Annotated in this window: 16 protein-coding genes and 1 pseudogene; 12 read left to right on the top strand and 5 right to left on the bottom strand. The window is 49.7% G+C overall.

All coding sequences use genetic code 11. The features are described from left to right. Positions 1–26: 26 nt before the first annotated feature. From porG to F453_RS0103755, 10 genes are all read left to right on the top strand, one after another. Positions 27–710 (top strand): type IX secretion system protein PorG, encoded by a 684-nt coding sequence (porG, locus tag F453_RS0103800; RefSeq protein ID WP_025790080.1) that lies wholly within the window; start codon positions 27–29, stop codon positions 708–710. Continuing rightward, entirely contained in the window at positions 710–1,447 is a 738-nt protein-coding gene (locus tag F453_RS0103795; RefSeq protein WP_009236661.1) for an isoprenyl transferase, read from the top strand. The genes porG and F453_RS0103795 overlap by 1 nt, the downstream gene beginning before the upstream one ends. 50 nt (positions 1,448–1,497) lie before the next feature. Continuing rightward, the gene (locus F453_RS0103790) at positions 1,498–4,113 is read left to right on the top strand and encodes a BamA/OMP85 family outer membrane protein (protein ID WP_018966812.1); all 2,616 of its coding nucleotides are present in this window, start codon (positions 1,498–1,500) and stop codon (positions 4,111–4,113) included. A gap of 112 nt (positions 4,114–4,225) precedes the next feature. Beyond that, entirely contained in the window at positions 4,226–4,738 is a 513-nt protein-coding gene (locus F453_RS0103785; RefSeq protein ID WP_018966811.1) for an OmpH/Skp family outer membrane protein, read from the top strand. Between the two features lie 54 nt (positions 4,739–4,792). After that, positions 4,793–5,293 carry an OmpH/Skp family outer membrane protein gene (locus tag F453_RS0103780; RefSeq protein ID WP_025790081.1) on the top strand — a complete coding sequence of 167 codons (501 nt, stop codon included), beginning with the start codon at positions 4,793–4,795 and terminating at the stop codon, positions 5,291–5,293. 322 nt (positions 5,294–5,615) lie between these two features. Continuing rightward, a complete protein-coding gene (locus tag F453_RS0103775; protein WP_025790082.1) occupies positions 5,616–6,164 on the top strand; it encodes an OmpH family outer membrane protein in 549 nt (182 codons plus the stop codon). Positions 6,165–6,241: 77 nt separating this feature from the next. Further along, complete coding sequence (gene murI, locus F453_RS0103770; RefSeq protein ID WP_018966808.1) at positions 6,242–7,081, top strand: glutamate racemase; 840 nt, start codon at positions 6,242–6,244, stop codon at positions 7,079–7,081. A gap of 31 nt (positions 7,082–7,112) precedes the next feature. Next, positions 7,113–7,448, top strand: a complete 336-nt coding sequence (gene rbfA / locus F453_RS0103765; protein WP_009236668.1) for a 30S ribosome-binding factor RbfA — start codon at positions 7,113–7,115, stop codon at positions 7,446–7,448. Positions 7,449–7,454: 6 nt separating this feature from the next. Continuing rightward, positions 7,455–8,684, top strand: coding sequence for an FtsX-like permease family protein (locus F453_RS0103760; protein WP_018966807.1), 1,230 nt, complete (start codon positions 7,455–7,457; stop codon positions 8,682–8,684). 54 nt (positions 8,685–8,738) lie between these two features. Continuing rightward, positions 8,739–9,599, top strand: coding sequence for a PfkB family carbohydrate kinase (locus tag F453_RS0103755; protein WP_018966806.1), 861 nt, complete (start codon positions 8,739–8,741; stop codon positions 9,597–9,599). A gap of 696 nt (positions 9,600–10,295) precedes the next feature. Here F453_RS0103755 and F453_RS0103750 read toward each other — a convergent pair. Both F453_RS0103750 and F453_RS0103745 read right to left on the bottom strand, forming a co-directional pair. Next, on the bottom strand, positions 10,296–11,258 hold the full coding sequence (locus tag F453_RS0103750) for a phosphatase PAP2 family protein (protein ID WP_025790083.1): 963 nt from the start codon (positions 11,256–11,258) through the stop codon (positions 10,296–10,298). Positions 11,259–11,287: 29 nt separating this feature from the next. Continuing rightward, complete coding sequence (locus F453_RS0103745; RefSeq protein ID WP_018966804.1) at positions 11,288–12,316, bottom strand: NAD-dependent epimerase/dehydratase family protein; 1,029 nt, start codon at positions 12,314–12,316, stop codon at positions 11,288–11,290. Positions 12,317–12,815: 499 nt separating this feature from the next. On the opposite strand from F453_RS0103745, the gene F453_RS15620 reads away from it, so the two are divergent. Next, positions 12,816–13,007 (top strand): hypothetical protein, encoded by a 192-nt coding sequence (locus F453_RS15620; protein ID WP_154650682.1) that lies wholly within the window; start codon positions 12,816–12,818, stop codon positions 13,005–13,007. Between the two features lie 110 nt (positions 13,008–13,117). Here the strand turns inward: F453_RS15620 and F453_RS0103740 are convergent, their stop codons facing one another. The 3 genes from F453_RS0103740 to F453_RS0103730 form a co-directional block, all read right to left on the bottom strand. Further along, positions 13,118–14,761, bottom strand: a complete 1,644-nt coding sequence (locus F453_RS0103740) for a beta-N-acetylhexosaminidase (protein ID WP_025790085.1) — start codon at positions 14,759–14,761, stop codon at positions 13,118–13,120. Positions 14,762–14,765: 4 nt separating this feature from the next. Beyond that, on the bottom strand, positions 14,766–17,048 hold the full coding sequence (locus F453_RS0103735; RefSeq protein WP_026292437.1) for a GH92 family glycosyl hydrolase: 2,283 nt from the start codon (positions 17,046–17,048) through the stop codon (positions 14,766–14,768). Between the two features lie 85 nt (positions 17,049–17,133). After that, positions 17,134–19,260, bottom strand: coding sequence for a glycoside hydrolase family 31 protein (locus F453_RS0103730; RefSeq protein WP_018966801.1), 2,127 nt, complete (start codon positions 19,258–19,260; stop codon positions 17,134–17,136). 182 nt (positions 19,261–19,442) lie between these two features. Between F453_RS0103730 and F453_RS0103725 the strand changes: the two are divergent. After that, a pseudogene (locus F453_RS0103725) lies at positions 19,443–19,667 on the top strand (transposase); the annotation flags it as partial.

Here is a 19,667-nt window from a genome sequence, read left to right as displayed (position 1 = left end):
TCGCGCGCGTACATCTATATAATAAGGTGAAGAGAAACTGGCTCGCAACGCTGCTGCTCGTCGCGCTCCCCTACGGAGCGATGGCGCAAGAAGACCCCCTCTATCGCATGGAGGCGGGTGGCACGCTAGGGTTGGTTACCTATTTGGGCGACTTCAATGGGGGTATCTTCCGTGGGGCGCAACCCATGGGCGGACTGGTTCTGCGACGAGTGATAAACCCCTATATGGACCTGCGGCTAGCTGGCTTTGCTGGCAAAATAAAAGGTTCGTCGCAAAACAACAGCACCTATTACCCCGCATACGCGGCATCGCCCTACCACTTTAACCGCCGCCTAGTGGACGTGAGCGTGGCCTACGAATACAACTTCTGGCCATACGGCACAGGGCGCGACTATCGCGGTGCACAACCCCTTACGCCCTATATCGTGGGCGGTCTGGGGCTAACCCACGTTAGCGGTGGCGAAAAAAACGTGGCCACGGCCAACCTTTTCTTAGGTGTGGGCGTGAAATACAAATTGGCCGACAGGCTGAACCTTGGGCTGGAGTGGGCCATGCACTTTACCATGAGCGACAAGTTGGACGGCGTGGCCGACCCCTACACAGTGGGTAGCGTGGGCATGTTCAAAAACAAAGACGGCTATTCGGCCATCTCGTTGTCGCTCACATATAGCTTCATGCCCAAATGCAGAACCTGTAACAAAGACGATTAATGGAACAAGAACTCGACATCAAACGCATACCCAGACACATTGCCATCATTATGGACGGCAACGGAAGATGGGCAAAGGAACGCGGAAAGGAAAGAAGCTTCGGCCATCAAGCCGGTGTGGACACCGTGAGACGCATCACTTCGGAGTGCGTGCGACTAGGAGTAAAATTCCTAACGCTATATACTTTCTCCACAGAAAACTGGAGTAGGCCCGAAACGGAGATTGCCGCGCTGATGGGTTTGGTGCTTTCTTCACTCGAAGACGAGATCTTCATGAAGAACAATGTACGATTCCAGGTGGTGGGCGACATAGAACGCCTGCCGCAATCGGTGCAAGACAAACTGCGCGAAACCATGGAACACACAGCCCGCAACACGGCCATGACCATGGTGGTGGCACTTAGCTACTCGTCGCGATGGGAACTTACGCGCGCTGCACAAAGCATCGCACGCGACGTGAAACAAGGAACACTGCAGCCCGAAGACATCACCGAGGAGCTGATGAACCAACGGTTGGAGACCGCTTTCATGCCCGACCCCGAGCTACTGATACGCACGGGCGGCGAACTGCGCATCTCTAACTACATGCTTTGGCAGATAGCTTACTCGGAACTGTACTTCTGCGACACCTATTGGCCCGACTTCAACGAGGTCGACTTGCATCAAGCCATCGCCAGCTATCAAGCTCGGCAAAGACGATTTGGCAAAACGGGCGTGCAAGTGGAAAGCGAAGCCTGAACCCGCAGGCTGAAGATTATTGACTCATAACGATAGAAAACAACCCAAAGATGAAGATATTACACAAGGTTTTTCCTGTTATCGCCCTCTGCTTGTGCACGCTTAACGCCGCTGCACAGGGCAAAATCGTGTACCCCGACATATCATACGCCGGTACACCCAAGACATTGGTGCTGGGTGGCATCAACGTTTCGGGTATCGAAGGCTATGAAGACTATATGCTGGCTGGCATCTCCGGATTGAGTGTGGGGCAGGAAATAACCGTTCCGGGCAACGACATTACCGACGCCGTGAAACGTTATTGGCGACACGGACTATTCTCTAACGTTATGATTTCTGCCGACTCGATCGTTGGCGACAAGATTTACCTGCACGTAAGCTTGGCCATGCGCCCACGCGTATCGGTTATCAACTACGTAGGACTGAAAAAGTCGGAGCGCGAAGACATGGAAAACAAGCTGGGTCTGCTTAAAGGGGCACAGATTACCCCCAACATGATAGACCGCGCTAAAATCTTGGCTAAGCGATATTTCGATGACAAGGGCTTTAAGAATGCCGACATCGAGGTGCGCCAACGCGACGATGTGAGCAACAAAAATCAGGTTATACTCGATATTATCATCGACAAGAAAGAGAAGATGAAGGTGCGAAACATCTTCATCGAGGGTAACGCACAGCTGCCTAGCAACAAGATTAAGGGCGGACTTTTGCGTAAGGGCGCATTCGCCAAAACCCACGAAGCGGGTAAGCTTTCATCGCTGTTCAAGGCCAAGAAGTTTACCAACGAACGCTGGGCTGCCGATAAGAAAAAGCTTATCGAGAAATATAACGAGCTTGGTTTTCGCGATGCAACCATCGTGGAGGACAGCGTATGGAACGCCGACGACAAGCACGTGAACATCCTTGTAAAGGTGGATGAGGGTAAGAAATACTACCTGCGTAACGTCACTTGGGTAGGAAACACCGTCTATTCTACCGACTATCTTAACGCACTTCTTGGCATGAAGAAGGGCGATGTGTACGACCAGAAGCTGATGAGCAAGCGTCTAACGGAAGACGAAGACGCAGTGGGCAACCAATATTGGAACCATGGTTACCTCTTCTATAACCTGCAACCAACTGAGATGAACATCGTGGGCGACTCCATCGACCTCGAAATGCGCATCGTGGAAGGTCAGCAGGCACACCTCAGCAAGGTGCGTATCAACGGTAACGACCGCCTTTACGAGAACGTGGTGCGCCGTGAATTGCGTACCAAACCAGGTGATCTCTTCTCGAAAGAGGCATTACAACGCTCGGCACGCGAATTGGCTTCGATGGGTCATTTCGACCCCGAGAAGGTTAATCCAGACGTTCGCCCCAACTACGAAGATGGTACCGTGGACATCAACTGGAACCTTGAGCAGAAGAGCAATGACCAAATTGAGTTCTCATTAGGTTGGGGACAGACGGGTGTTATCGGTAAAATCGGCCTTAAGCTCAACAACTTCTCCATGCGCAACCTCTTCGGCAAGAACAAGGAACGCCGTGGAATTTTGCCCATTGGCGATGGTGAGACCCTGGCTATAGGTGCACAAACCAACGGTAAGTACTATCAATCGTACAATGCCAGCTACTCCACAGCTTGGTTTGGAGGTAAACGCCCGCTACAATTCAACGTTAGTGTGTTCTACTCGAAGCAAACAGGCGTGAACAGCAACTATTATAACAACAACTATTACAACGCTTATAACAACTATAGGTATGGCTACGGAAGTAGCTACTACAACAGTTACGAGAACTATTACGACCCCAAGCAGTACATACAGATGCTTGGAGCGACTGTAGGATGGGGTAAAAGGCTTCGCTGGCCCGATGATTACTTCCTACTATCGATGGACCTCTCGTACACGCGATATATGTTGAAGAACTGGCGCTACTTCATTATGAGCAACGGTAACGCCAATAACATCAACCTTGGGCTTACCCTTAGCCGCAGTTCTACTGACAATCCGATGTTCCCCCGCAGAGGTTCGGAGTTCATGGCATCAGTTAGCGTTACGCCACCTTGGTCTAAATGGGACGGTAAAGACTATCGCAACTTGGCCAACGACCCAAAATCGCCCACCTTCTCACAAGAACAGCAGGAGAAATATCGTTGGGTTGAGTACCACAAATGGAAGTTCAAGTCGAAAACTTACACAGCTCTTTCAGGCGGACAAAAGTGTTTCGTGCTGATGTCGCGTATCGAATTCGGTCTGCTGGGTTCGTACAACAGCTATAAGAAGTCGCCTTTCGAAACCTACTATATGGGTGGAGACGGTATGAGCGGCTACTCAACGGGCTATGCCGAAGAAACTATCGGCTTGCGCGGATACGAGAACGGTTCGCTCACTCCATACGGCGCCGAGGGTTATGCCTACACACGTATGGCACTCGAATTGCGTTATCCCTTCATGCTGGGTAACACCACCATCTATGGTTTGGGCTTCGTTGAAGGCGGTAATGCATGGACCGACACCCGCAAGTTCAATCCCCTGCAAATCAAACGCAGTGCTGGCTTGGGTGTACGTATCTTCCTCCCCATGGTGGGACTTATGGGTATCGACTGGGCTTACGGTTTCGACAAGGTGTATGGTACCAAGGGTGGCAGTCAATTCCACTTCATTTTGGGACAAGAGTTCTAAACCTTTCGCATCCGAAAGCGTCTAAATCATAATGGGGAACATGGCTCGGCCTACACCAATTGGCCAGCCTTCACCCTTTTTGCTGACAATAACAAATAAAAGAGGAGAGCTTATGAAGAAACTGATCATCACCTGCATGGTGACCTTGGTGTCGCTAGCAGCTAACGCGCAGAAGTTCGCGCTCATCGACATGGAATACATTATGAAGAACATTCCTGCCTACGAGCGTGCCAACGAGCAGCTCAATCAGGTGTCGAAAAAGTGGCAAGCAGAGGTTGAGGCACTATCGAACGAGGCCGCAACGATGTATAAAAACTACCAAAACGAGGTGGTTTTCCTCTCGCAAGACCAACGCAAGGCCAAACAAGAGGCCATTATGAAGAAAGAAAAGGCCGCTGGCGAACTGAAAAAGAAATACTTCGGACCCGAAGGCGAACTCTACAAGAAGCGCGAAAGCTTAATCGCGCCCATACAAGAGGCCGTGTATAACGCCGTAAAAGAACTGTCGGAACAACGCGGCTACTCGCTGGTGCTCGACAGGGCAAGCGATACGGGCATCATATTTGGGTCGCCCAAGATAGACATTAGCAACGAGGTACTGGGACGTTTGGGCTATTCCAACTAACCATACGCGTTGCCACAACAATGTAAATACTAACAAATAAAACCAATAACAACAATGAAGAAACTATTTTTAATGCTGATGCTCTTCGCCCCAATGGCAATGTTTGCACAGAAATTCGGACATGTTAACGCTCAAGAGGTGATGGCTTCAATGCCCGAATTCCTAAAAGCAAAGGGTGAAATCGAGGCTTCGGCCAAGAAGTTCGAAAACGAACTCACCGCTATGCAAAGTGAATTGAAACGCAAAAGCGATGAGTACGAGAAGAGCAAGAACACGATGAACGCCACCAAACAACAGGAAACGGAGGCCAGCTTGCAGCAGATGTACCAGAAAATTCAGCAAACCTATCAAGACAACCAACAGGCTTTGCAGAAGGCACAACAAGAAAAGATGGGCCCCATCACCGGTAAACTGGTAGATGCCATTAAGGCTGTGGGTAAGACAGGCGGTTATGTCTACATCATGGACGTATCGGCTGGCATTCCCTACATCAGCGAAACGCTCAGCAAAGACGTTACGGCCGACGTGAAAGCACAGCTCAACAAGATGAAGTAAGACAGCTTCTAGGAACCGCTCTTCGGCTTGGTATCACGCCTTTTAGCTGCTGAGTAAGGTTTCGGGCAGGCCAACGCAACGCAATCCTTTTGCTTCTCGCTTATAGCGAACGCTGCAAACGGCCATGCCTTCACAACCGCCGAAAGAACTGATGCCCGTGTTTGACCCAGCTTCTTGCCGTGGCCAAACGCGGGTTTCAGCCTTTTCGCAAATCCACCCTTATATATATAAGGTGTATCCGTGCCGTAATGTGGCACTGATAATTTACGCCGCAATAAGAACAAGCGCCCTTAAATGGTCGCGAAAATACCAACCAAACAATATGAAGAAAACGATTTTAGCAGCCCTCTTACTCTTCACAGCCCTCACGGCTGGAGCACAAGACGTGGCCGCACAAATACAAAACGCACCCGCACAGCGGTCTGCCGCCTTGCGATTTGGCTATTTTAGCTACCAAGACGTATTGCAGTCGGCTCCCGATTACGCTGGAATTCAGCGCAACATCGAAAGCCTTCGCAATAATTTTCAGGCCGAAATGAAGCGTGCCACCGATGAATTCAACCTCAAATACGAGGCTTTCCTCGACGGTTTGAAAGACTTCGCACCCGCCATTCGCATGAAGCGTCAGGCCGAATTGCAAGAACTGATGGAGAAGAACATGGCCTTCAAGCAAGAGGCTGCACGCCTATTGCAGAAAGCCGAAGCCGAAGCGCTGGCACCATTAAAGGCTAGACTGAACCAAGCCATTGCCAAAGTGGGCGAACAAAGGGGTCTGGCCTTCATCCTTAACACCGACAACAACGCTGCGCCCTACCTCAACCCCGCATTGGGCGAGAACGTTTCGGCCGCCATCAGTGCCGAGTTGAAGTAACATTCACCTAGCTACGGCCACTCATTATGGGCCCAGAGCATCCCTTCACAACGGGCAATGCTCGCCCCGAATAGCGTATGAACAAATTTCCACAGCAAGCAGGCCCCATCGGCGTGTTCGATTCTGGCTACGGCGGACTAACCATCTTGCACGGCATTAGGCAGCTGTTGCCCCAGTACGATTATCTCTACTTGGGCGACAACGCCCGTGCGCCATACGGTCCGCGGTCGTTCGACGTGGTATATCAGTTCACTCGCCAGGCCGTCATTAAGCTTTTCGAGCAGGGCTGTCACCTTATTATAATAGGCTGCAACACAGCTTCTGCCAAGGCGCTGCGCTCCATTCAGCAGCGCGACCTACCCTCGCTAGATGCCAAACGTCGTGTGTTGGGTATCATTCGACCAACAGCCGAAACCATCGGCAGCCTTACCGCCACGCGCCATGTGGGTGTCTTGGCCACCGAAGGCACCATCAAGAGCGACAGCTATCGGTTAGAGATACAGAAACTCTTCCCCGACATACACGTGCAAGGCATGGCTTGCCCCCTATGGGCAGCCATCGTCGAGGCCAACGAAGCAGATAGTCCGGGCGCAGACTACTTCGTCAAGAAGCGAATTGATGCCCTTATGCGTACCGACCCGCAGATAGACGCCATCGTATTGGGCTGCACCCACTATCCCCTGCTGATGAACAGCATCGTGAAACATGTGCCATCAGGCGTTCGCATCGTGCCACAAGGCGAATATGTGGCCAACAGCTTGCAGCAATATCTGCAACGTCACCCCGAGATAGACGCGCTTTGCACCAAGCAAGGAACGGTTCGTTATCTCACCACAGAGAACAAAGACAAGTTCAAGGAGAATGCGCAGATATTCCTACACGAGCAAATCGACTGCCAACACGTAAGCTTGGAATAGTCCGCACATCACCCTAAACACCCCACCTACTATGCAAGAAACAAGACAAAACCGCATCGCCCGACTTCTGCAAAAAGAGTTGAGCCTTATTTTCCAATCGCAAACGCGAATGATGCACGGCGTAATGGTGAGCGTAACACGTACACGCGTGTCGCCCGACCTCAGCATCTGCACCGCCTACCTCAGCGTTTTCCCCTCGGAAAAAGGTGAAGAGCTGCTCAAAAATATCGAAAGCAACATCAAGACCATACGCTACGAACTGGGCACGCGCGTACATAATCAGTTGCGCATCATACCCGAACTGCGCTTCTTTATCGACGACAGCCTCGACTATATCGAACGCATCGACGAGCTATTAAAAAAATAACCACTCATGGCCGTATCTCTTTTCATCGCCCGCCGCTACCTTTTCTCCAAGAAAAGCACCAATGCCATCAACGTCATTAGTGCCATTTCTGTGGTGGGCGTAGCTGTTGCCACCATGGCGTTGGTTATCGTGCTGAGCGTGTTCAACGGCTTTCACGACCTCGTGGCCTCGCTCTTCACCGCCTTCGACCCACAAATCGAGGTGGTGCCAGCCAAAGGCAAGGACGCACCAACCGACGATCCCCTACTCACAGAGATAAAGCAGCTGCCCGAAGTGGACGTTGCCACCGAGTGTGTGGAGGACAACGCGCTGGTGTTTTACGGCGATAAGCAGGCCATGGTAACCATTAAGGGTGTTGACGACAACTTCACCCAGCTAACGCGCATCAACGATTTGCTATACGGTGAAGGTGAGTTTGCCTTGCGCGCAGCCAACTTGCAGTACGGCGTGTTGGGCATAAGACTGGCCCAACAGTTAGGAACGGGCGCGCGTTGGAAAGGTTTTATGCGCGTGTTTGCACCAAATCGCGAGGGACAGTTCGACATTTCGAATCCTGCTTCGGGCTTCGTGGTCGACTCGTTGCTATCTCCTGGCGTGGTGTTCTCTGTAAGGCAGGCCAAATACGACCAACGTTACATCCTCACTTCCATATCTTTCGCCCGCAATCTCTTTGGTATGCAGGGCATGCTCACGGCTTTAGAGCTGAAACTAAAACCCAATGCCAACACCGCCGAGGTAAAAAAGAAGATACAAACCCTTGTGGGAAACAAGTATAAGGTGCGCGACAGATACGAACAACAAGAAGACACGTTTCGCATTATGAACGTAGAGAAGGCCATCGCCTACATCTTCCTCACCTTCATTCTTGTGGTGGCGTGCTTCAATATCGTGGGTTCGCTCTCGATGCTCATCATCGACAAGAAGACCGATGTGGCCACTTTGCGCAACCTTGGAGCAACAGATAAGCAGATTGTGCGCATCTTCCTGTTCGAAGGTCGTATGATTTCGGCCGTCGGCGCGCTAGTGGGCGTAGGTCTCGGACTGCTGCTTTGCTGGTTACAACAGCAATACGGACTGGTGAGTTTGGGCAAGAGCGAGGGCTCGTTCATCGTCAATGCCTATCCCGTAAGCGTACACTATATGGATGTGCTGTGGATATTCGTCACTGTCATAGCCGTGGGTTGGCTCTCGGTATGGTATCCCGTGCGCTATCTCAGCCGTAAGCTTTTGGGCTAAACCTTGCCTCATCGCTTCATATCATTTTCTAAAACAATTCTTAACTCTTTATCAATGAACGACATTTGCTGTATAGGACACATCACGCGCGACAAGATTATCACACCCCATCACGAGGCGTTTATCTCGGGCGGAACATCTTTTTATTTTTCGTATGCCATTGCGCGCCTGCCTCGTAAGGTGTCTTATCAGTTGGTAACAAAGCTTGGACGCTTCGAAGTAGAAGAGGTAAAGCGCATGCGTGCCGAAGGTATCGACGTGGTTGCGTTTACCTGTGCCAACTCGGTATATTTCGAAAACCGCTACGAAGGCGACCAAAACAAGCGCACACAGCGCGTGCTGGCCAAGTGCGAACCCTTTAAGATAAGCGAGATGAACGGTGTAGAGGCGAAGGTTTTTCATCTAGGTTCACTGCTAAGCGATGACTTTTCTACCGACTTTATACGTCAACTGGCCACGCGCGGACATATTTCTATCGACGTGCAGGGCTTTTTGCGCGACGTGCGTGGGCAAGAAGTGGTGGCCGTAGACTGGAAAGAGAAGCTGGATATTTTGGCCTACACCCACATCTTAAAGCTAAACGAACACGAAATGGAGGTGATAACGGGTCTTACCGACCCGCGTTCGGTGGCTCGTCAGATTGCTTCGTGGGGTGTTAAAGAGGTGGTTATCACCTTAGGTAGCCATGGCTCGCTCATCTATGCCGACAAAACGTTCTACGAAATCCCTGCCTATCCGCCACGTAAGTTGGTAGATGCCACTGGCTGTGGCGACACTTATTCGGCTGGTTACTTGTATTGTCGTGCCCAAGGTTTAGGTTATGCCGAGGCAGGGAAGTTCTCCGCCGCCATGTGTACGCGTAAATTGGAAGCTACCGGACCATATACGCCAGATAAAGAATGGTTTGGGGCGTAAACTTTTTTTGACAGAAGGAGATGTCTTTTTGACAGAAGAACATAAGAAACATAAGATAAAGGTGAAAAGATGCTTCTTGATGGCGAAGCATCTTTTCACCTTTTTACCTCTTCACCTTTTCACTCTTCCACCTTTTTACCTCTTCACTCTTTCACTCTTTCCACCCTTTCAGCTCTCAAGGCGAAGCATCTTTTCACCCTTTTACCTTTTCACCCTTCCACCTTTCCACCCTTTCACCTTTCAAAGGGTCATCAAGCGAAAGGCACGAAAATAGCTTTCGAACAATGCTTTAACATCTCCTGTTAAGTTCCAGCTTATATGTACTCCTGTTCCAACTTATCTGGAACAGTGTTCCAGATGATGTGGAACGATGTTCCGGATAAGCTGGAACACAAGTACAAGACGTATGTAACTCGCCCGATGTTAAATTCATACGTTATTTATGCTTAACAGGCGCATTACAAATGCATTGCGTTTGTTATGGATAAGACGTTTTTCGTATTGAAGAAAGCTAAGGTATAATGGCGCATACATTCGGCTAATGCGAGATTAAGCACCATTTACATAGAACCAAGCCAGATGCAACAGACATCTGTTATGCCAACTACCGCTTAGCAGTTGGCACAACGCCCCCTACATATAAATGGGCTTTATCGGTGCTGGTTGTTGTCTCGAATAGGTTTATGCACTGAGAACTTACGCACTCCACTTCCTACTAACCCACATCAGCACAAAGTAAAGCAGGGCACCAGAGGCAAGACCTGCGAAGGCATCGATGGCATAATGAGCCATGATGTACACCGTTGAGAAGCACATCAGCACGAAGAATGGCAGCAAACAAAGCAGCAAACGGCGGTTGCCCGTGTGCCAAGCAAGGAGCATAATGATGGTGCTGATGCCCACATGACTGCTGGGAAAGGCAGCCGTAGGACGTTCGCCTGCCTCGTGGGCATGTTCTACCATTTGATAGAAAATGCCATCGGCGTAACCAGGACTGGTAAGACGCTCGCTGTGCAGGTTGAAGTAGTCGCCTACGTTGGGGAAAATGCCCATCGCTATCTTGTCCATACCCACAGCAGGATAATAATATTGCGGACCCGTTACGGGCAAGGCCACGAACACCACGTAATAGATGAAGAAGGCGGCGATAAGCACGAACGATGCCCTTTCGAACTCGGTGTAACGGCAAAAGAAGTAAAATAGCGTTACGGCCAATATCATGGGGAAGTAAGAGGCATAGCCCATGTCCATCAGTTCGCTAAACCAAGCGGACGGCATGGCATCGCAAAACACCAGTGCGGGTTGAAAACCAAACACCGATTGTTCGGCTTGGGCAAACACATGGTCGAGGTTGGGCAGTATGCGGTTTAGCTCGTAGGTATCTGGATACCACCAAGAGAGCAGGTAAAGCTGAGCCACCACGCGCGTTAGCTTGGTGAAACGGCAAGGCACAAGTCGATAGACAACCCACAGGGCCACAGTGATGACGCCGATGCGAACGCGTCCCCAAATCATGGCTTCGGGGTTGGCCAGTTTCGTATAAGTGAAAAACACCATAAGAAGAGTTAGCGTCATGTAGGCAAGCACCACCCATTCTAGTGCCATCAGTCCCTTTCTAGGGGATTTCTCTATTGCAAAGAGTGTTTTAATGAAGTTCATTTTGTGTTCGGGGGGTATTGTATATAGGTTTATAACCAACCGTTCTCCTTATACCATTTCACGGTAAGTGCGGTGCCCTCTTCAAGGTTCACTTGGGCGTGATAGCCCAATTCGTCCATCGTTGGTTCGATGTTGCACCGCCAGTTGCGTTGTTTCAGGATGTGGTATTTGTCGTTGTTGAGGGCCGAAATGCGTCCCGTGGCTCGGCCGATATACTCGCCGAAGAACGTAACCACACGCAAGAACCACACGGGAGCTTTGATGCGCAACATCCAAGGCTTACCTAGATTGCGGTGGATAAGGTCGCTGAAGTCGTATGAGCGATACACACCGCCATCGCTAAGAAAGTATTTGCGACCGCTCATGCCATGATCGAGGGCCAGAAAAACGGCCTGCACCACATCTTGCACATACACAAAGGTGATGTCTTGAGGCTTGTAGCCCACGGCAAAGTCGATGTGCTGCTTGATGCTTTTGGCCATCAGGAAGTAGTCTTTCTCGCGTGGACCATACACGCCAGTGGGCCTAAGCACGATGAAAGGCAGCACCACATCGGTTATTTCGCCGTCTTCGTTCTTGGGATTTAGCGAATCAAGGTATTGCTCGGCCAACAACTTGCTGTGTCCGTAGGCCGTGTTGGGCATGGGCTCGTCGGTTTCTTGTATTTCTTCGTAGGGCTGTTGCTCGCGCACCGGGCCGAAAACGCTGAGCGAAGAGATAAAAACGAAGCGCTTAAGCGGCATCTTCAGTTCTATCACGGCATTGGCCAAGTTTTTCGTTCCTTCAGTGTTCACGCGATAAAAGTCGTCGCGATGCAAGCATTTGGTTGCTCCTGCGGCATGCACCACATAGTCGAAATGGTGTCCGCTAAGCTGACTTTTCAGTCGTTCGGCATTGTTCAGGTCAAGCTCCACAAAGCGAATGCGCTTGTCTTGGAGGTATTCTTTAGAGCTGCTTTTCCTTACGGCGGCCCATACTTCCATGCCTCTGTTAAGCGCTTCTTCAACAATGAAGCTCCCTATAAATCCGCTTGCACCGGTAACAAGTATTTTGTCCATAGTCGATAATTGTTCTTTTCTTAGTTAACAAGTTTACGAAATGGCGGTTTACAAGTTGCCATACACATCTACAGGTTAACTATTGGCTTAACCAAAACGTATGGAATATTAGCCCTTTTTGGACTTTATCCATAGCATTGAAATGCAAAGATACCACAGATTTTTTACAAAAACGAAAGGTGGAGTCGGATTTATTTGCGTATGTTGTATGTACATAACATGGTTTTACGTTTTCTTTGTGTTTGTTGGCAGCACTGCTATAACGGTTAGTTCGTGGTGGAATGGAGCGCGAGCCATGTCTTAACAACCTTCTTTATAGTACGGAACGTTTGTGAAAAACATCTTAAATAATACATGATGTTTGTTCGCTTTTTCTCTTTCGCAAGCTTTCTAGTGTCGTACGTTTGCAAATTTGTTGGCTTTTCTTTAATTTTGCGCAAAAGAATAGTTAATCGTAAGGCATGCGGTGGACCATGTTACATTAAAAGGAAGAAAGATTATGAGACAAGAGAAAAGAACTAAATCGGTGTTGAAACAATATGCCGAGCAGCGTAAGCTGATGTACTCCATTGTCTTAGCTTGTGCTATCATCCTGATGTGTTGCTATCTAGGCTATTGCTTTGGGCGAGATTGTGCAATAAGAGATAACGCAAAAGAAACCTCTGCCATTATGGAAAGACAACAAAAATAGAGGCATACTCTACAGTGTTTCATGGGTTTATCTTCTATCTCTTAAACCCCAATCGGTCGTCAAACCGATTGGGGTTTAATTGTTCGGGGCAAACCGAAATGCGTGCCAGATTACCAGTCGGCCCTGTTGTGGTTGTACTTTTCGGGCCAGATGTGTAAGGCGTAGGTGTAGCCGTAATGGTCGTAAAGGCGAGCCAGACGTGTGGTGCGCTCCACAAATTCGGTGTAATTCTTGCGCGAAGCAGGCATCCATTGCACCTCGGCAAGAGCCGCCATGCGTGGCAATACCATGTATTCGGCTTGCGCAGTGGTGGGAACATACTCGGTCCAAAGGTTTCCTTGCACGCCGATGATGCGGCTTGTGATGTCGGCCGACACCGTATCAGGGCGTGGATTGAAGCTATACACTTGCTCCACGGGTAGATAACCGCCGATTGCTTGCGGCTCGTGTAGCGTGTTTTTCGTCTGATAATAGTCGAAATAGGCATATTTACCAGGGCAAGTGATAACGTTGTGCCCTGCTTTTGCAGCCTTGGTCCACGTTGATAGGTAACGTCGACTGAGCACGATGGTAGACTTAGCCAGCTCGCCTTCCAGTATTTCGTCCCAGCCAATCATCGTTTTGCCTTTTCCGTTGATGTATTGTTCCATGCGGTTGGTGAAATATTGTTGTAGGTGTTTCGTGTCGATACCTTGCTCTTTGGCCTTGTCTTGGCAGCGTTTGCACTGTTGCCACCGTGTGGAAGGAGCCTCGTCGCCACCGATGTTAAAGTAGGCAGAGGGGAAAACTTGGTTTAATTCGTCGATGATGTCTTGCAAAACGGCATAGACACGCTCGTTGCCCACGCAGAGAACATCGTGGTGTACGCCCCAGTTGTGGGCCACGGTGTAGGGGCCGCCGGTGCATCCCAGTTCGGGATAAGCGGCCAATAAGGCTTTGGTATGTCCCGGAATGTCTATCTCGGGTATTACTTCGATGTGTCGTTGTCGGGCATATTCCACAATCTGCTTTATCTCTTCTTGCGTATAAAAGCCGCCATGCGGTTGATGATCGTCTACATCCGAGTTATGACCCACAACCGTTCCACTTCGCCAAGCGCCAATTTCCATCAGCTTAGGATACTTCTTTATCTCAATGCGCCAGCCTTGGTCCTCACTTAGATGCCAGTGAAAGGCGTTCATGTTGTGTAGGGCCATCATGTCGATAAAGCGTTTAACAAAGCTTACGGGGAAGAAATGTCGGCCACAGTCGAGCATCATGCCTCGATAAGGCAGCAAAGGAGCATCGGTAATTTGCACAGCAGGTAGTTCCACTGGGGCATTAGCCTTGTTGTTCGTTACTACGGGTAAGGCCTTGCGTAGTGTTTGAATGCCATAGAAAACACCAGCCGCAGTGCTGCCGGCAATAGTCACTTGCTTTTGCGTCACAGTTATGCGATAGGCCTCTTTGCCGGCAATCTTATTGTCTATCGTTAGCAATATATGGCCTGAACCTTTGGGGGCCGTCGTTGTATGGGCTAGCTTTATGCCTGTGGCATCTGCTATGTATTCTGCAAGAAAGCGGGCATTGTGTTGCATCAGTTCGTTGGAAGTGGTGCAAATAATTGTTGTACTTTCGTTTAACACGAAGGGTTTGCCTTTTGCCATAGTGATGGATTGCGGCAAAGGCACTACATTGTAATCGGCTGTTGCCGAGTGGGTAGTGATGGACAGCAGCCCAAAGGCTGCGAGAAGGAGGGATTTTTTGAATGTCATGAGCTTATGGTTTGTTTATTTTGTGGATAAAGGTTTGGTTTAAACTGTGGGAAATTGGTGGTACATTTTCTTCTGCACGCATTTTAAATTCCAGTCTTGCACCCTTTATCAGTTCGCTATGCTTCACGAATTGAGAGCTATGTGGTTGCCCATTTAGCAATAGTTGCGATACATATACACTTGTGGGGCTGTTTTGCGGAGCGGCAATGTGGATGGCTTTTCCATTGGGAAGGTGCAAGGTGGCTTGCCTAAACAGCGGACTGCCCACAGCATATTCGCCGCTAATGGGCGACAAAGGGTAAAAGCCCAAGGCTGAGAATACGTACCAAGCAGACATCTGTCCGTTGTCTTCGTCACCACAATAGCCGTCGGGACGTGGCGCATAAAGCCGCGACATGATGGTTCGCACCAGGCGTTGTGTCTTCCACGGCTGGCAGAAAGCGTAGAGGTATGGCACGTGGTGCATAGGCTCGTTCAAGTGGGCGTATTGTCCCATGTCGGCATTCTGCATCTCTCTGATGAGGTGGATGATGCCGCGCTTATAATAAGAAATGTCGTAACGCTGGGTTTGCGAGAACACCGAGTCGAGTTTCTCCACAAACTTGGTTTGTCCACCCATCAGCTTTTGAAGTCCTACAACATCATGCGGAACAAACCAAGTATATTGCCAGCTGTTGCCTTCGGTAAAGTGGTCGCCCCAGCGGTATGGGTCGAAGGGTGTCAAGAAACGTCCTTTGCTGTCTTTGGGGCGCATCAACCCCGTGTGCTTGTCGAATAAGTGGCGATAGTTAAGACTTCTTTGGCGGAAAGTTTCTTGTTCCTTCTTGGGGCGGTTCAATGCTTGGGCCAGGCGATAGATGCAATAATCGTCGTAAGCGTATTCCAAAGTGCGCGACACGTTTTGGTTAATGTCTACATCGCAAGGCACATACCCCAGCGTGTTATATTGGGCAAAGCCCTTCCTGCCAACCGAACCAACGGGGCCAACGCTTTCTGTGCTCTTGCGGATAGCCTCGTAAAGCAAGCCTATGTCGTACCCGCGAACGCCTTTGAGGTAAGCGTCGGCGATGACCGATGCCGAATGTTGGCCAATCATGCAATCTCGATGTCCGGGACTGAACCATTCGGGCAGCCATCCGCTTTCCTTATATACGTTTTCCAACCCACGTAAAATTTCGGCCACGATGTTTGGATACATCAGGTTGAGGAAAGGAAATTGCGCCCTGAACGTGTCCCAAAATCCGTTGTCGGCATAGAGGATGCCAGGCATGATGCGCCCATTATAGGGGCTGTAATGCAGGGTGTCGCCCTTGGCATCTACCTCGTAGAACTTGCGCGGGAATATCAACATGCGGTAAAGGCAGGTGTAGAAGGTGCGCAGCTCATCGTGGGTGCTGCCCGCAACGCTCACTTTGGCCAATTCCGCATCCCAAGTTTGTTCGGCCTTTGCTTTCACTTCGTCGAAACTTTGGCTGCCAATTTCGCGTAAGTTAAGCTCAGCTTGTTCTTCGCTAATATACGAAGTGGCGATGTGCATCTCAACGGTTTCGCCCCGTTTAAGGTCGAATCCCACCACGGCTCCCACGTGTTGTCCCTGCTGTTCGTATTGCCCGTCAAGCAATTGCTTGTCTTTCCATGCGGCAGCGTTGAGGAAAGGGCGGTTAAAGGTTATCACAAAGAAGTTTTTAAAGGCAGGCCCAACACCGCCGTTGTTTTTCGTAGAATAGCCCACGATACGCCTTTGCTGGGGTATAAGCTTAACATACGAACCGCCATTGCAGGCATCTATCACCACATACGAACTGTCGCCGCCGTTAAACCGCATTCTAAATGCCGCTGCCCTTTCGGTGGGCGTAAGCTCCACGTTAGTTTGGGCATCACCTAGGTAGGCGTGGTAATAATGAGGTAGCGCGATTTCTGTTTTGTGCGAGAACCAACTGCGGCGGCGTTCTTCGGTAAAGTCGTTGCGACGCGTAATGGGCATTACCGAGAGTTGGCCGTAATCGTTAATCCAAAGACTGGCTTGGTGGGTCTGCTTAAAGCCGTAGAGAAAGTTCTCTTGATAGGTATACAGAAAGCCATTGCCTAGTTTTCCCGTGTGTGGTGCCCAGTTGTTCATGCCGAAGGGCAGGCAAACGGTTGGGTAGGTGTTGCCGTTGGATAGTTCCATGCTCGAATGTGTACCCATCAGAGGGTTCACATAGCGGGTTAGTCCCTCTGCTTTGCAGAGCATTGTGCCTGCAAATGCAAGGAGGTAAGCTAAGAGGTAGCTATTTGGTCGTTTCATTTTTGAGTGGGAGTTAATTGACAAATGAGACATGTGTGCAGTTGCTACGAGTGTGGCGAATGGTAGAAAGGGTGCAATGATATGCTTATCCTATTAACGTCCAGCTCTTCACCTTATATCTTACACCCTTAAATTTGCCTGTGCGTTTAAGGCTTCCGCGCCCGTTCCAGCTAAGCGACACCTTATTATATATACCGCTTTCAAAGCCATAGCTAATGCCGTCGTCTTCGAAAAGCGATGTATTGCGGGGTTGCTTGCCATAAACGCGGCAGTTCAGTACGAACGTTGTTTGGGGTGTAATGCAGTCTGTGGGTTCGGCCAAGGGTAAGATGGTGCCCTCGCGAACAAAGAGCGGCACCTCGTTGAATGCGAAATGTACGTTGTGACTTCGGCCGCCTTCCAGCCTTTCGCTGGTGTTGAAGTTATACCAGTTGCCCTCGGGTAGGTACACCATTCGCTCGTTGCCTTTACCCACAATGGGGCAGGCAAGCAAGTCGTCGCCAATAAGAAATTGGCTATCTATCGCCGCTGCGGCCTTGTCTTTTGGATAGTTCAGCACCAAGGGCTTGAAAGGCGGCGTGCCATCTGTACGATAGCGTGCGAATTGCGCGTAAAGGTATGGCACAAGCGACATGCGGAAGTTGAGTAATTGGCGCACCACGTCTTCGTTTTTTGTGGCCGTAGGCAAGAATTTGTCTTCGTTGTTAAGCTGTTTATCAAATTGCAGCCATGCAGGGTTGCGCAGATACCAACCATTAAAGAGGGTTTGGGCCGATAGTACGGCCACTTGCACGCGGCGGAAGAAGTCTTCTTCATCGGCCGACTCCCGTACCTCGGGCGACCACAGCAGGCCTGTCAGCCCTGCGTTGCATACCATTCGCACATAGTCTTCCAAGTCGTAGGTGTCGCTATAAATAGAAACGGGATAGGGAGAGGCCAACGCTCCCGATGCACGAACGTCTAAATAGGTGCGCATGCCGTGTTTGCGAAAAACGCCATAAAGGGTTTTCTGATACAGCAGTCCAAAAAGTTGGTGCATCTGTTCGCCATCGATGCCCGAAGGGAAAGCGGACAATTCGGGGAAACTCCAATTTAGGTCACCTCGTGTAATGTTAGAATTGTCGCACTCATCCATCTTAAAGGCCGCGATGCCCTTTTGCACAAAGCAGGTGTCGTGGTATGTGGCGAAGATATGCTGTGTGGCAGAGTCGGCGAAGTCGGGCACCAATCCGTTCCACACCAAATGGCTACCCGATTTGGGTTTAAGCAGCGGATGCAGTGGCGAGGACGGGTGAACAAAGGCGTGTTCCCATAAGTTAAGCTTGTAACCCATCGCGCGTGTGCGGCTTATTAGTTCGTTGGGATTGGGAAAATTATCTTTGTTCCACACATACGAACACGAGTAGGCTCGCGTTTGCCACTTGGGTTCTAATCCAATTACGTCGCAGGGTATGTGCTTGTCTCTTAAATAATGTGCTATGCGGTAGGCATCTTCTTGTTTTGAATCCGTTTTCAAACGAAACTTCATGCCAAGCCCCCATAGCGCAGGCATACTTCCCCCGCCGGCAAAAAGGTTGTATCGGCGAAGTGCCAAGTTCATGTCGGGCCCAGCAAACACTAGCACGCTAATCCCCTTTGCGCCTGGAATGTCAACCTGTACGCGTGGCTTTGAACTACTTTGTGTTGACGAACGGTACAGCTCGTCGGTAGATAGTTTTGCCTTTTGGTTTTCTTCTGTTGGCGTATAGTCGGTGTTCTTTCGGTTCGTTCCGATGTAAAACGTGGTATATCTTGCCGTGTTTATAAGCACGGCATATCCCTTGTTCGAAATATAAAATGGTTGCGGCGCATGCGTATAGCCTAGGTCTTTCAAGGGATGGTCGTTTACCAAAGGACGTTTTTTCTTGTTGTTCTGCACAAACGACCCCATTTGCAGGCCAAAGCCATAGATGTTTTCGTCGGCCGAAAGCGGAATTTCTACCACGCACCCTCGTGCATTCACCTCGATATGTATCCCTTCTTTGGAGAAGGGATTACCCGTTGAGGGCATGTCTTTCAGCTCTTTCGCCTCAGGTTCTTTATAACGCAGGGGCGTGTGGGCGTCTTCTTGCCCAGCAGTAAGCAAGTATACGCCAGGCTCTATCTGCCTAAATGTTTGTGCCTGAGTGGTAATTGCAACACTTAGAACTAATGATGTGATAAACGTTCGCATGTTTGAGTTTCTGGGTTTTGTGGGTTGATTGGGGATGTGCTGGCTAGTTGGCTAGCCATTGTCGTAAAGCGAAAATGGTTTTATGAATGAATTTGCCAACAGTTTGCCAAGCAACTTATCAGTACAATGTAGTGTACTAAATAAGTTGACACTTTACCTCAAACAAAAAAAAGTAAAAAAACATGGTAAAGTACAATGAAACGGAGAAAATTCTGTTATTAAGTAAGTACATCACGAGCGGTATGGATGCCCGCAGCTTTGCGTTAAGTTGCGGTGTGCCCTATACCACATTCCTCAATTTTTGTCGGGAGTATGGCAATCCCGACTTGTCCTCAATACAGGAGCTGATGAAGAAAGAGAATATTCCCACCACAGTGGAGGAGCTTCAGGCCTTGCTTGCCAAAGAG

The organism is Hoylesella loescheii DSM 19665 = JCM 12249 = ATCC 15930, assembly GCF_000378085.1.
In the GTDB taxonomy this organism is placed as follows: domain Bacteria; phylum Bacteroidota; class Bacteroidia; order Bacteroidales; family Bacteroidaceae; genus Prevotella; species Prevotella loescheii.
Note: the sequence above shows the minus strand (reverse complement) of the source record. Positions and strands in the feature narration are given on the sequence as shown.

What these genes read in the sequence shown, in the direction of transcription:
- F453_RS0103795 (WP_009236661.1), top strand. Translation starts at nt 710, where the DNA reads ATGGAACAAGAACTCGACATCAAACGCATACCCAGACACATTGCCATC.
- F453_RS0103790 (WP_018966812.1), top strand. Translation starts at nt 1,498, where the DNA reads ATGAAGATATTACACAAGGTTTTTCCTGTTATCGCCCTCTGCTTGTGC.
- F453_RS0103785 (WP_018966811.1), top strand. Translation starts at nt 4,226, where the DNA reads ATGAAGAAACTGATCATCACCTGCATGGTGACCTTGGTGTCGCTAGCA.
- F453_RS0103780 (WP_025790081.1), top strand. Translation starts at nt 4,793, where the DNA reads ATGAAGAAACTATTTTTAATGCTGATGCTCTTCGCCCCAATGGCAATG.
- F453_RS0103775 (WP_025790082.1), top strand. Translation starts at nt 5,616, where the DNA reads ATGAAGAAAACGATTTTAGCAGCCCTCTTACTCTTCACAGCCCTCACG.
- murI (WP_018966808.1), top strand. Translation starts at nt 6,242, where the DNA reads ATGAACAAATTTCCACAGCAAGCAGGCCCCATCGGCGTGTTCGATTCT.
- rbfA (WP_009236668.1), top strand. Translation starts at nt 7,113, where the DNA reads ATGCAAGAAACAAGACAAAACCGCATCGCCCGACTTCTGCAAAAAGAG.
- F453_RS0103760 (WP_018966807.1), top strand. Translation starts at nt 7,455, where the DNA reads ATGGCCGTATCTCTTTTCATCGCCCGCCGCTACCTTTTCTCCAAGAAA.
- F453_RS0103755 (WP_018966806.1), top strand. Translation starts at nt 8,739, where the DNA reads ATGAACGACATTTGCTGTATAGGACACATCACGCGCGACAAGATTATC.
- F453_RS0103750 (WP_025790083.1), bottom strand. Translation starts at nt 11,258, where the DNA reads ATGAACTTCATTAAAACACTCTTTGCAATAGAGAAATCCCCTAGAAAG.
- F453_RS0103745 (WP_018966804.1), bottom strand. Translation starts at nt 12,316, where the DNA reads ATGGACAAAATACTTGTTACCGGTGCAAGCGGATTTATAGGGAGCTTC.
- F453_RS15620 (WP_154650682.1), top strand. Translation starts at nt 12,816, where the DNA reads ATGAGACAAGAGAAAAGAACTAAATCGGTGTTGAAACAATATGCCGAG.
- F453_RS0103740 (WP_025790085.1), bottom strand. Translation starts at nt 14,761, where the DNA reads ATGACATTCAAAAAATCCCTCCTTCTCGCAGCCTTTGGGCTGCTGTCC.
- F453_RS0103735 (WP_026292437.1), bottom strand. Translation starts at nt 17,048, where the DNA reads ATGAAACGACCAAATAGCTACCTCTTAGCTTACCTCCTTGCATTTGCA.
- F453_RS0103730 (WP_018966801.1), bottom strand. Translation starts at nt 19,260, where the DNA reads ATGCGAACGTTTATCACATCATTAGTTCTAAGTGTTGCAATTACCACT.